This is a genomic window from Chitinophaga sp. CB10 (genome assembly GCA_001870995.2).
Classification (GTDB): Bacteria; Bacteroidota; Bacteroidia; order Chitinophagales; family Chitinophagaceae; genus Chitinophaga.
This window is the reverse complement of sequence record MLAV02000004.1, coordinates 122,223-135,332: the sequence shown is the minus strand read 5'-3', so window position 1 is coordinate 135,332 and position 13,110 is coordinate 122,223. Positions and strand designations below refer to the sequence as shown.

General features: G+C 54.6%; 6 protein-coding genes. 4 read left to right on the top strand and 2 right to left on the bottom strand.

The features are described from left to right. Positions 1-14 precede the first annotated feature (14 nt). From BOC67_RS07810 to BOC67_RS07800, 3 genes are read left to right on the top strand one after another with little or no spacing between them, the layout of a single operon-like run. Positions 15-1,139, top strand: coding sequence for a DUF6528 family protein (locus tag BOC67_RS07810; RefSeq protein WP_291909031.1), 1,125 nt, complete (start codon positions 15-17; stop codon positions 1,137-1,139). Beyond that, positions 1,139-3,046: a family 20 glycosylhydrolase gene (locus BOC67_RS07805; protein ID WP_291909029.1), complete on the top strand. Its 1,908-nt coding sequence runs from the start codon at positions 1,139-1,141 to the stop codon at positions 3,044-3,046. Before BOC67_RS07810 ends, BOC67_RS07805 begins: the two co-directional genes overlap by 1 nt. A gap of 5 nt (positions 3,047-3,051) precedes the next feature. Then, the gene (locus BOC67_RS07800) at positions 3,052-6,186 is read left to right on the top strand and encodes a glycosyl hydrolase (RefSeq protein WP_291909026.1); all 3,135 of its coding nucleotides are present in this window, start codon (positions 3,052-3,054) and stop codon (positions 6,184-6,186) included. Between the two features lie 83 nt (positions 6,187-6,269). On the opposite strand, the gene BOC67_RS07795 is transcribed toward BOC67_RS07800, so the two are convergent. Both BOC67_RS07795 and BOC67_RS07790 read right to left on the bottom strand, forming a co-directional pair. Beyond that, positions 6,270-9,266 (bottom strand): glycosyl hydrolase family 28-related protein, encoded by a 2,997-nt coding sequence (locus BOC67_RS07795; RefSeq protein ID WP_291909024.1) that lies wholly within the window; start codon positions 9,264-9,266, stop codon positions 6,270-6,272. 129 nt (positions 9,267-9,395) lie between these two features. Next, complete coding sequence (locus BOC67_RS07790) at positions 9,396-10,193, bottom strand: class I SAM-dependent methyltransferase (protein ID WP_291909021.1); 798 nt, start codon at positions 10,191-10,193, stop codon at positions 9,396-9,398. 303 nt (positions 10,194-10,496) lie between these two features. Here BOC67_RS07790 and BOC67_RS07785 point away from each other — a divergent pair, with 303 nt between their 5' ends. Continuing rightward, entirely contained in the window at positions 10,497-13,079 is a 2,583-nt protein-coding gene (locus tag BOC67_RS07785; protein WP_291909019.1) for a kelch repeat-containing protein, read from the top strand. The last annotated feature ends 31 nt before the right edge of the window (positions 13,080-13,110 follow it).

The following is a 13,110-nucleotide window of genomic DNA, read 5'->3' as shown; positions in this document are numbered from 1 at the left end:
AAAAACTGAACTGCATGAAACATCAAACCAGTAAAGCGGGCATTGCCCGCTTTCGGGCTGCTATTGCGCGGTGGACGGCATGGGCGCCCCAGGTTTCCGGAGCCGGTATAAAGCAATTGTTACTGATCGCTACGGTAGCCTTCCTCGCTGCCTGCGGCGGCAAATCCAAAGATACTGCCCCACCCGTGACGCCTCCGGTTACGCCATCGCCGGAGCCCTATCCGGGCCAGCTGCTGGCGCTCACCAACGATGCCACCAAGGAACTCGTCCTCTATGATCCCGCGGTGATTGACTGGAATACGGATGCCGCTAGAAAATGGAGATGGACGCCTACTACAACGCTGGACTTCAGCGCTGCTGAAATCAAGACCTGGGGCGGCGGTACGGACTTTAAACTCCGCCGCACGAAGGACACCACCGTGGCCGCCCTGTGCGATAACAGCATGGCCGCCCTCATCGCTTACCCAACGGGCAAGCGCATCTGGTCGCAGGTGATCCCCGGCAACGTGCATTCGGCAGAGTTACTGCCCAACGGCAACATCGCGCTGGCAGCGTCCGACGGTAACTGGGTGCGGGTGTATGCGGCCTCGCAGGGCGCGGATAACAATACCTATGCGGAGTTCCCGCTGTCGCAGGCCCATGCCGTACTGTGGGACCCCGGCATCAACGGCCTCTGGGTGATCGGCCAGGACGTTGGTACCAAAGCGCATATCCTCACGGCCTTGCAGGTGAGCGGTACCGATGCCAGCCCCACGCTGACGGAGATGACGCAGTACCGCGCCACGCTGCCTACGGCATGGGGCCACGAAGTGAGCGCCTACTACGGCAATACAAACCTGTTATGGATCACGACTAACGGTGGCGAATATATTTTCAATAAAACCTCCAAAACGTTTTCCAACGCTCCTACGAACAACCTGACTTTTGTAAAGGGCATCGGCAACCAGCCAAGCGGGCAAATTGTGCTGGTTCGCCCGGATGCCAACCGCAATCCGCGGCCTAAGGTGAGCTGTAGCTTAAATGACTGGTCTACCAGCACGGTGGATTTCTATACCGCCGGCGGCCAGTGGCAAGGCTCCCGCGTGGTCAACGGCGCTTGTTTCTATAAAGTAAAAGTAGTGTACGATAATTATCAGTAATGATTGGTAGCAAAAATTTTTTACGGTTCACGTTTGCAATAGTTTTTTTATGGGGGGGAGGGAAAGATTTATTTGCGCAGCAGCATACGCCCGCGTTAATACCCGCGCCCCGCATGGTGAAATCGGAACAGGGCACATTTCGCTTCACGGGTAGTACCCTCATTAGAACTGATGCCGGCCCAAGCCCCGCGGTGGACTATTTCATAAAACAGCTGCTGCAGCGCAACTTTAATAACCAGGTGGTAGCCGGCGGCAACGCCGGCGGATCGCCGGAAATCTTCATCACCTCCGCCGGCGCAGCGCAGCTGCCGGCGGAAGGTTACAGCCTCCGCATTGAACAGCAGGGCATCACTTTAATTGGTAAGGATGCCGGACTATTTTACGGCCTGCAAACCCTGCTGCAACTCATGGATGCCTCCACCGGCGACACGGCCGCGCTGCCCTGCCTCCGCATCGAAGATGCGCCCCGCTTTGGCTACCGCGGCCTCATGCTGGATGTAAGCCGCCACTTCTTTACCGTGCAGCAGGTAAAAGACCTGCTGGACCTCATGGCGTATTATAAGCTGAACCGCTTCCACTGGCACCTCACGGATGACCAGGGCTGGCGGGTGGAGATTAAGCGTTATCCGCAACTGACGGACGTAGGCGCCTGGCGCGTGCCGCGCATTGATTTCAGCGGTAATACCTTGCCGCCGCAACCCGGCGAACCTGCCACGGACGGCGGGTTTTACACCCAGGAGGAAATAAAGGACATCGTTCGCTACGCCGCCGCACGGCATATCGAAATACTGCCGGAAATAGATGTGCCGGGCCATTCCATGGCGGCCATCGCCTCCTGTCCATGGCTCTGCGTCACCGGCGATACCAGCATAAAAGTGAATCCCGGCAGCAGTTTCGCCAAATGGTTCACCACCGGCGGCTTTGAAATGTATGTGGACAATTCCCTGAATCCTGTTCAGGAATCAACCTATACTTTCCTCGACGGCGTGTTCACCGAAATCGCCGCCCTGTTTCCCTATCCCTACATTCACATCGGCGGGGACGAATGCTATAAAGGCTTTTGGGAGAAGGATAAACGCGTGCAGCAGTTCATGCGGCAGCATCGCCTGAAGGACGCGCACGCCCTGCAAGCCTGGTTCATTACCCGGCTGAATAAGATCATCACTTCCAAAGGCAAGAAGATGATCGCCTGGGACGAAGCCGCCACCGGCGGCATGAAAGAGCCCATCACGATCATGAACCGCTTCGGTGAAAAAGAAGCCGTCACGCAGCTTAAAAAAGGCATGCAAATCATCCTGGCGCCGGGAGGCAACGGACTGTATTTTGACTATGCGCAATCTGCCTCGGACCAGGAGCCCGCCAGCCATGGCGGCGATGCGCCGGCGTGGAAAGCCTATGCCTTTGATCCGTTGTACCCTGCGTTGTCAGCACGGGAACATGCCGCTATCTTAGGCGTGGAAGGTTGCGTATGGACGGAGCATATCCCGGACGTATCCAAACTGCAATACATGCTGCTGCCTCGTATGCTGGCACTCGCGGAAACCGGGTGGACGGACCTCGCCGCCAAAAACTATTCCCGCTTTGCGGATACGGCGCTGCCCATGCACCTCGCGCGGTTCGACCGCCTGGGCATGAATTATCGTGTACCCACCGGGTTTAGTTATACGGATACGACGATTACCACCGCTTCCTATCATTTTGAAATAGCGCAACCGCCTGTACCGGGCGCGAAAGTGTACTTTACGTTGAACAACCGGCCGCCGGGCGATTATGATCACCGCTACCAGGCGCCCCTCACCATCCCGGTGCCCAAAGGCAAAACCATTACCCTGAAAACAGTGGTCATCACACCGGCAGGGCATAGAAGCATTATCACCAAAACTGTATTGACGAACCCGGAAAAATAGATACTATGCAGCATAAGATTTTCAGATGGGCCTGTTGCATCCTGCTGGTAACAACAGCGGCGCAGGTGCAGGCCCAGCAGCAATTGCCACGTTTTGAAACTGTGGCCGCCCGGCTGAAGCAACCCGGCCGGGACTACGGTACCGTGCCTTTCTGGGTATGGAATACGAAAGTCACCCGCAGCCAAATCGATTCCATGCTGCAGGACTACCGGCAGAACGATTTTGGCGGCGTCATCATCCACGCGCGCCCCGGCCTCATCACGGAGTTTTTATCAGAGGAGTGGTTCGACCTCTTTACCTACGCCGTAGAACGGGGCAAACAGCTGGGCCTCAATATCTGGATATATGATGAAAACTCGTACCCTACAGGGTTTGCGGGCGGCCTCGTAGGCGACCAGATGCCGTCGGCATACGACCAGGGGCAGATGTTATACATGCTGGATACTACCCGGTTGCCGGCTGATCTCTCCCCTTATTTTTTATGCCTGAAAGCTGAAGGCGGCAGCTATAAAAATATCAGCGCCAACGCTGCAAATGAGCAGGGGCAAAGCGGGCATTATGTGCTGTTCCGCAAGGTGAACTACCAAAGGTCCAACCGCGGCTCTGTGGCCGGCCCTATCGGCGTGTCCTATGTGGACCTCATGGCCGGCGGCGTCACGGAAAAGTTCATCGATATTTCCTACAAAAGCTACGAAAAGCGCATCGGGCAGGAGTTTGGCAAAACGATCAAAGGCGTTTTTTCGGACGAGCCTACCATCATCAACGAAGGGCGTGACTGCGTGCGGTGGACGCCCGACCTCTTCGATAAGTTTTACGAAAGGTGGCATTACGACCTGCGCCTGCACCTGCCGTCCCTCTTCCGGGAAACGGGGGATTGGAAGCGCGTGCGCCACAATTACTTTGAAGTGCTGCTGCAATTGTTTGTGGACCGCTGGTCCAAACCGGTAGCCAGCTACATGCAGCAACACCAGCTCACCTGGACGGGCCACTACTGGGAGCACGGCTGGCCCAGCCCTTACCACGGGCCGGATAACATGGCCATGTACGCCTGGCACCAGATGCCCGGCATCGATATGCTCTTTAACCAGTTCAATGAAGATAAACCCGTGCAGTTTGGCAACATCCGCGCAGTGAAGGAGCTGAGCAGCGTGGCCAACCAGCTGGGCAAAACGCGCACGCTCTCTGAAACCTACGGCGGCGCGGGCTGGGAGCTGACCTTTAAGGATATGAAGCGCCTGGCGGACTGGGAGTTTGTGCTCGGCGTCAACTTCCTCAACCAGCACCTCTCGTTTATGACGTTAACGGGTGCACGAAAATATGACTACCCGCCAAGCTTCTCCTACCATGAGCCATGGTGGCCGTTTTACAAGTCGATGAACCATTATTACACGCGCTTGTCCTACCTGCTGTCAACCGGGCAGCAATACAACGACATCCTCGTGCTGGAGCCCACCACCTCCGCCTGGATGTACTACGCCCGCGATGCGGAAAACAAGCGCTTCTTCGAGATTGCCAAAAGCTTTAACGACTTTGTCACTATGTTGCAGCGGGCCTTCCTGGAATATGACCTCGGTTCGGAAAACATCATCAGGGACCATGGCCGCGTAAACGGAAAGGCTTTTGTAATCGGGCAGCGGGCGTACCATACCGTAGTCCTACCGCCCGGCATGGAAAGCATTAACGGCGCCACGTTCCGGCTGCTGCAGCAATATGTGGCCAACGGCGGCAGGGTAGTCCACTTCGGGCAACTACAGTTGGTGGACGGTATGCCGGATGCCCGCCTTTCAAAACTAAGGCTGCTACCGGCACAAAGCGAAGCAACTCCCGCTGTGATTACGTCGCTCTTTCACAACAAGGGCTTAACTCTCACCCCCCTAAAAAATAACAATACGGGTGGTAATATTTACCACCAGCGCCGCCGGCTGGCCAACGGCCAGCTGCTGCTGCTTGCCAATGCGAGCATGACCAGCGCCGCCGAAGCGGCTGTAACCCTGCAAGGGAAAGATGTGCTGGAACTGGATTTGCACACGGGGGATATTCACCGGATCGCCTATACGCAGCAGGGAGGGCAGGTGCGCATAGCGGTAACGATTCCGCCCGCGGGCAGCAGCATGCTGTTTATTGCGGACAATCAGTTAAACGGCTATCGGGCGGTGAATAAACCGCAGGCATGGACCGTCCTTAACACGCCGGCCTCCGTGGCAGCCCGCCTGGCGGATAACTCGCTCACGCTCGATTTCTGCGACCTGCATCTCCTGCAGGCCGATACCACCTACCTGCAACTGCATACCGGCGTGGCTTCCAACACCGCCTTTAGGCAGCACGGCTTTACGGATGGCGTAGGCAACCCCTGGAACAACCGTACCCAGTATAAGGATGCGATTGTGCGCAGGGATACGTTTAGTAACGGTACCGGCTATACGGCAACTTATCACTTTACCGTTGCAGATGGCGTGGATGCAAGCGGGTTCAAAGCGGTGGCGGAGCAGCCGGGGCTGTGGCAGTCCGTCCGGATCAACGGCGTAACGGTGAAGAACGAACCCGGCAAATGGTGGCTGGACCGCACTTTCGGCGTGTACAACATTGGCCGCTACATTAAACCGGGAGATAATACCATCGCTATAACGGTAACGCCTATGCGCGTTTTCGCGGAAATAGAACCGGTGTATATCCTGGGAGATTTTAACCTGGAATCCGCCCCGCATGGCTGGCGCATCACCCCGCCCAAGCCCCTGCAACGCGGCTACTGGAACAAACAGGGGCTGCCGGAATACGGGCAGGGCGTGGCATACACAAAAACCTTCACGGTGGCCACTCCTGCAAAAGCATATGCCGTGCGCCTGGGCCAGTGGAAAGGCACGGTGGCAGCAGTCAAAGTCAATGACTCGGTGGCGGGTACCATCATCGGTGAACCCAATACTTTGGACATCAGCCGGTACATCAAAAAAGGAGAAAATAAAGTCAGCGTGGTGGTGTACGGCAGCCTGAAAAATACCTTAGGGCCGTTCTATAACAAGCCGGTACCGGGATTGGTAGACCCGGGTAAATGGTATAATATCAAGACCCAGCCGCCGGGAGAGGAGTTTGACCTGTATGAGTATGGGCTGGCAGATGATTTTGAGATACAAACAGGGGAATAAATGAAAAAGCACCGGCAGGCATTACCGGTGCTTTTTTTATAGTGTTAAGGCGCTGGAAAAATAACGGCGCATTTTTATGCTTGTTACAATTTAACCCGGTACAATCCGCTCCGCCCCGTTACAAACAACTGCTTCCCGTTATCCGTAATCGCCAGTGACGACGGGCGTTCCGGCACTTTCACCATTTCCGCCTGCTTGCCGGCAGCATCAAACCGGGACAGCTCTCCATCCGCTACCCAAACATTGCCCGCCGGGTCAGGAATGGAATGGAAATCTCCTTTTTCAACGAAGTAAGTCAGGTCCGACAGATAGCCCTGCGCATCTACCTTACACCGCACCGTCCGTTTGTCGTATTCATCCGTTGCATACAGCGGCTTCCCGGGGAAGGCCTCCACCAGCGCGCAGGCGCGGGCAAGGTCGTAAGCTGCGGGAATAATGGTTTTACCATCCGGCGCTACCCAGCAGTATTCGTTTTTGTTGACGGACACGGTATTGAAATCATGAAAATCCCGCCAGCGGTTAGCAGGGTACAACGCTTTATGTATGTTGGGGATGCTGCCCATTTTTACCTGTTGCAACAGTTGGATACTTTGCTCCGGCGCATCGGGATTGATACTGTACACCAGCGTTCCGAATCCTGAATTACCCCAACCACTAAACGAAGTGCCCCTGGCATCAGCGGGGTTTTCGAACCGCTCCGGCGCTCCGTTGACCAGCAGCCCCGGCTGCGGGTTGTAGCGGAATACCACGAGGAGGTTATCCTGCGAGTCGCACCCGAGGGAGAGGGGCTCCCAGGGGAAATCCGCCAGCAGCTGCAGGGATTGCGTGGCGGCATTCCATTTATAAATCCGCTTCATGCGCTGCTCTGCGAAGTACGCGTTCCCTTTTGAATCCGCGCATAATCCCACGGCAAACTCAAAGCCTTTGGCCAGCTGCTGCACTTTGTTTGCAGGAGCGGCGGCAGCGTTCAGCGGCGTATGGCCGCTGATAGTCAGTTTAGCCATTTCCGTTGGGCGTACTTCCGTATTGGTATTGATGTCGTACAAGGGGTTGTCCGTCGTGTATTTAACCTGGCTGTAGTTATGCACGTTGAGGAGTTCCAGCTGCCGGCAGTTCCACGTACGGATGCTGTAGGGGTAGGGCACTTTAACGCGGATCACGCGGAATAGGTAAAGATTGGCAAACACCATGTCCTGGCAGTCCGTCAGTTCCAGCGGCTGGCATTCGGAGCTTTCCACGCTTTCCTCTTCCAGCTGCAACGCAAATACTTTCCAGTTGGCTACTTTGTTGAAGCGCACTTCGTTGCGCACGTGGTGTTCTACGGACAGGGCGTAGATGCGGCCGCGGGTGCTGGTATTGTCCGCATAAAAACCATTGGTCGCATACGTATCGGCTGACCAGATGTTTTTAAAAATGCCGCCCCCGTTGTTCGTCACCCACATGCTCCAGTACTGTGTATCCCAGGTAGGGTCAAATCCGCCGTAGGAGCGGCGTTCCCCCATGGCCTGCCGCTCTTCCCATTTCCAGTTTACTGTTGGGCCGGGGCGCATGGTGCCATGCCCGCCAATAAATTTTACGTCATCCACCATCGATTTTTCGCCGGCCATCCATTTGCAGGCCACGGCGCGGTAGTTGCTCGTGCCGGTGTACAGGCCGATGCCGGTGATGATGTTGGTACCGCCGGCGGGCGCTTCCACCATGGCTTTCGGCGCGCCGAAGCCGCCAAAGGCAGGGCTGTTTTCGGCCAGCGCAAAGTTGGTAGCCATCGGGTGCAGGCCAATCAGGATGGTATGGGGTTTCAGCCGTATTGTTTCGGAAATGCGGTAAGAGCCCTGCGGTACAAATATAACCGGGTGCGTGTCGATCGCGCGTTGAATCGCTTTCGTGTCGTCCGTAACACCGTCGCCCACAGCGCCGGCCTCCTTCAGGTTATACCAGGCAGCCATGTCCGGCAGCGGGGGGATGTCCGTTGCTGCGGGGGCCGGCAGCCTGTCTAACGGGGACGCATCTACGTTGTAACGGAATACCGGTTCCTGGTCCAGGTCGTCCTGCTGGAGGCCGTAGGTCAGGGAACGCACGGCATACACTGCTGCCGGCGCTTTGGCAGAGCTGTCGCCCTGCGGGAAGTGCAGCAGCACCGGCACTTTGCTGCAGGCGAGCTGGCGGATGTTCAGCTGCATGTTGGCATTGCCTTCATTGCTGACGGTGATTGCCGGGCCACTGATGTTTTCGAACCTGCTATCTTCGATATAAATTTTTTCCCAGTAGTTGCGTTCCACCTGGATGGCGGCGGGCGCATTTTTCACCTGCATGCGCACGATGGTGAAGCCGGCTTCCTGCGTTTTGATGGCGCTGCGGCGCTGCCCTTCGAAATAGGTGTCCATCATCATGAACTGCCATCCCGGTGAGGCTTTGGTGGTATAGATGCCGTATTCTCCGCCGTAGAACTGCACATCTTCCATGAAGTTGCCTACTTCAAAGAGCCCTGCTTTGCCGTTGCCGGTATGGATGTTTACATGCGCCACAAAGCTATGCTGCGCGTAGTGTGTGCGCAGCGCTACGGCATGCGGGTTGCCGTCTTCTATCTTCAGGTCAATGTTGGAGAGTCCGCTGTAAAACGTGCCCGCGCCCGCATCGGCAATACTGCCGCCGGGTTCCGCAATGCTGCTGGTAAACCAGAACATATACGCGGCCTTGCCTTTATCGGTGGGCTTTTCCTCCTGGAAGCCGGGGGAATTTTTGGCCAGCACAATCAGCGGGCGATGTTTGCCATAGCCGATCACGCGGATAGCGCCGGGAATATAAATCGTCCTGGAAATTTTGTAGGTCCCTTCCGGGATCAGCAGGGTGCCGAAGTTGCGGTCCTTCTTCAGCTGATTGATGGCCTGTTGCAGCTGTTCGGAAACGTCCATGCTGCCATCTGCCCTGACGCCGAAATTTTTTGCGGTGAAATATACGGCTGCCGGGTCGTCCGGCTGTTGCGTATAAAATGATTTTCCGGGTTTAAACTGCCCGTCAACGTGGAACAGGCAACCGAGCAGCAGGCCGGTTACCAGCAATACCTTTTTACAATGCTTCATGTATGTACGCCATTTAATTGGTTAGTTTGACTGGCGTATAGTTATTTCCGGGAGATGCAGGGCCAAAATAAAACAGGCCGGCGGAAATTGCTGAAAAAATATTACAGGTGGTAAAAAGGCGATGCGGCGTTATTTGGTAAGAATGTAAAAAATCTCCGTAGGCCCGATGCGCTGCCAGATGTTCACCGGGTGATACGGCGTATTGAAGGAGAAGAGTTTGGACAAATACTTATCCATCCACAGATACCATTTGTAGCGATAGATAGGCTTGCTGAACAGCTTGCCTGTCTTGCGCAGCAGGAAGGAGGTCATGGTAAAAAAATGATGCTTCTTCACCACTTTAAATCCTATTTCCGGCAGGTGCTTTTTGAAGTATTGATAAGGAATACCCCTTTCCCATTTGGTGAGGCCCGCGCGTGGTTTGGTCCAGTCGCCCATACTGTTGATAGGTTCCTTCAGCAGCAGGAAGCCGCCGGGCGCCAGGCAGCGGTGCATTTCAGACAGTACGTGCCTGACGTTCGGAATATGATGCAGCGTATCAAAGCAAATGATCAGGTCAAATTGATCCGTCGGGAAATCAATGGTCCCGTCGATATTCGGTTTTTTGTAATTGGTTTTCACCCCGCCGATGGCGTCGGAAACGAGGTTGTCCGACGGTTCCAGGATGTACAGGTTTTCAATCTGCCCCGCGATAGGCACAAACTCATGCCCATAGGCGGACCCGATGCCCAGCACTCTTTTAAAAGTTTTTTTAGGCAGGTATTTAAAGCCGTAGATCTTATTGATGTCGTGGTAACCGTACTCATAACTTTTGTACCCCGATACCAGCCCTGCATAACCCTCCTTTTCGTCGTTATACCACTGGGTGATTTCCGCTTCGGTAAAGTCGTCGCCATGCAGCGCTTCACCGCTATAATATTGGTTCATGGAATAGTAATGATAATTTGTAAAACCTTGATATGCTTTCAGTTGTATTGAGTTGTGCCAACATGAAAACCTCGTGTAGCCAATACACGGGCATGTAATATAAGGGAAAAAATGTCAAAATTCCCGGATCGGTCCATCAATTTTACGGGCCTGTTTGCAAGGGGTATGGTTTGTTTTTTTGGGGGGAAAAATCAGCGCTGTTTTGCTGTATGGTTCCGTTCACATACACACGTGCTATTGCGTTATGCCGTATATTATTAATGTCCCGGAAATTTCAGGAATAATTATATATTTAGCAGCGTTATGAAGACGGCCATCAGCACTTTTGCCACCACGTTAGTATTACTATTCGCTGCATTTTATTCCACAAAAGGCCAGGAAAATTATGGCCTCACATTTTACTCCTTCAACGCCCCCCAGGAAAAAAGAACTGCCCTGGCGCTCTCCGAAAAAGAACTTTGTTTTGACGATAGTTTCGACCTCTCTTTCGACTTTTCCTTCCTCCCCAACAGGTCCATTTATTTTGGCTACCTCTTCCGGATGATCAGCCCCGGCGGACAGAATATTGACCTGGTGTACAACCAGAAGGATGAAGTGTTTAATACCATCGTGGGGGAATCGTTCTGCGGGATTGATTTCAAACTGGATAAATCCATCCTCTATAACAAATGGACGAACATCCGGTACCGCATCACGGCCAGTACCATCAGCTGCTACATCAATCATCAGTTGTATAAAACCGCCCCCATCCAACTGAAGGATCATTGTTTCCGGATTTCTTTCGGCGCGTCCCGGCTCAGGGATTTCATTACCACCGATGTGCCGCCCATGGTGATCCGCAACGTTGGCTATGCGGAATCCGGCAAGCTGCGCTACTTCTGGCCGCTGGGCAAGCCTGGCGCCAACCACCTGGAAGATACTATTGCCGGCAGGCAGGCCATTGCCACTAATCCACTCTGGTCTGACGACGTGCATCAGCACTGGCGCCTCCTCAAATCCGCTACCGTCCGGGGCAATGCAAGCGTCAGCTTTGACCAGGAGCGGGAACGCGTGTACCTCGTTTCGGAAGATACCGTGTATGAATTACCGGTAGATGATGAAATGACGACGGAAGTAACACACCCTTCCATCGGCTATCACCTCTTCCAGGCCAATCAATCCCTCTACAATCCCAACGATCGTAAGCTCTATAATTTTTATATCGACATACGCGGCATCTCCGCCTACCAGGATAATACCAACCGCTGGTCCCGCAGTTTCGATACCGTGGCTAACACGGAGTACGGGCATACCAGCAAGGTGTTTTCCCGGAAGGAAAACGCCCTGTATATCTTCGGCGGCTACGGCCAGCTGAAATATAAGAACCAGGTGCAGCGGTACGATTTCAACACGCAGGAGTGGACGGACGTTCAGGCCACCGGGGATTACTTTACGCCCAGGTATATGTCCGCCGGCGGGCAGTGGAACGACAGCATCTACATCCTCGGCGGCTACGGCAGCCGCAGCGGCGACCAGGTGCTGCGCCCCCAGCACCTCTACGATTTCCTCCGGTTCGATACCCGTACCCGTACCTTCAAAAAACTCTTTACCCTCGAAAACAACGGAACCCCGTTCGTATTTGCTTCCTCTATTATTATAGATACCATCCATCGCGCCTACTACGGCCTCTGCTACGATGAGAGCCGCTACGATACCCGGCTGAAGATGATCAAAGGCTCCCTTTATGCCCCGCAATACGAATTCGTGGGGGATGAGATTCCCTATGCTTTCCAGGATGTGATTTCCGATGCGGACCTGTTCTATTGCCCGCGCTCCCGGCAACTGCTGGCGGTAACCCTGCTGGCGGACCTCGGCAAACAAACCACCGTGAAAATTTACAGCATCGGGTTTCCGCCATTGCCGCCTGCGCCGGCAGCAAAGGAGGGAGGCTGGCGCCCTTCCTGGTGGTGGCTGGCGTTGCTGCTCATTCCTATTGGGCTGTGGCGCTGGCGGAGGACCCAACGTAAACGGATAAACGTACCGCATACGCCTGTTGAAGCGCCTGCAACCTTGCCCTATGTAGCAAGCGTACCGCATACGCCTGTTCCCCGCAGCGCCGCTGTGGCAGAGGCGCCGCAAGACAAAGCGTTGATGGAGCCGGCGCCGTTTATCCGGGACCGTAAGGCCGGTATCCGTATTTTCCTCTTCGGCAATTTTGAAATACTGGATGCCGGCGGAGCGGAATACAGCCTTCACTTCTCCCCGTTATTGAAAGAACTGTTCCTGGTGGTATTATTATATACCCTCAAAAACGGGAAAGGCATTTCCTCCGAAAAACTCAATGACATCTTCTGGGGTGATAAGGCGGGGAAGCATGCAAAAAATAATCTCTCCGTAAATATGGTGCGCCTGAAAGGCATACTGGCCAAAACCGGGGAGCTTTCAATTAAGAAGGAAGGGGAGCGCTGGATGCTGGATTATAACCCGGAGGAAGTGAGCATCGACCTGTCCGATTTCATGGCCCTGAAAGCGCAGTACCCGGAGCATGGCCGGCAAAAGCTGGGCTACCTCCTGTATGTGGCATCCCGCGGCGCGTTCCTCAAACAAACGGAATACGCGTGGCTGGATGATATCAAGTCCGACTATACGAACAAGATCATAGACAGGCTGCTGGAAGAATCCCGGCATGTGGATCCCCAGCAGGATGCCGACGCCCTCGTGGAAACCGCCAACTGTATTCTCCAATTCGATCCCCTCAGCGAGGAGGCGCTCCGGTTAAAATGTCATGCCCTGATTGCCCTCGGCCGCCACTCCCTCGCTAAAAACGCCTATGAACGTTTTGCGAAGGAATATGCAAAAGTCTACGGGGAAGATTACCCCATTGCCTTCCCGGAAGTGGTGAAATAGGATTTTTTTTCTCATTAATGCCTTCATTAAT

What these genes read in the sequence shown, in the direction of transcription:
- BOC67_RS07805 (WP_291909029.1), top strand. Translation starts at nt 1,139, where the DNA reads ATGATTGGTAGCAAAAATTTTTTACGGTTCACGTTTGCAATAGTTTTT.
- BOC67_RS07795 (WP_291909024.1), bottom strand. Translation starts at nt 9,266, where the DNA reads ATGAAGCATTGTAAAAAGGTATTGCTGGTAACCGGCCTGCTGCTCGGT.
- BOC67_RS07800 (WP_291909026.1), top strand. Translation starts at nt 3,052, where the DNA reads ATGCAGCATAAGATTTTCAGATGGGCCTGTTGCATCCTGCTGGTAACA.
- BOC67_RS07790 (WP_291909021.1), bottom strand. Translation starts at nt 10,193, where the DNA reads ATGAACCAATATTATAGCGGTGAAGCGCTGCATGGCGACGACTTTACC.
- BOC67_RS07785 (WP_291909019.1), top strand. Translation starts at nt 10,497, where the DNA reads ATGAAGACGGCCATCAGCACTTTTGCCACCACGTTAGTATTACTATTC.
- BOC67_RS07810 (WP_291909031.1), top strand. Translation starts at nt 15, where the DNA reads ATGAAACATCAAACCAGTAAAGCGGGCATTGCCCGCTTTCGGGCTGCT.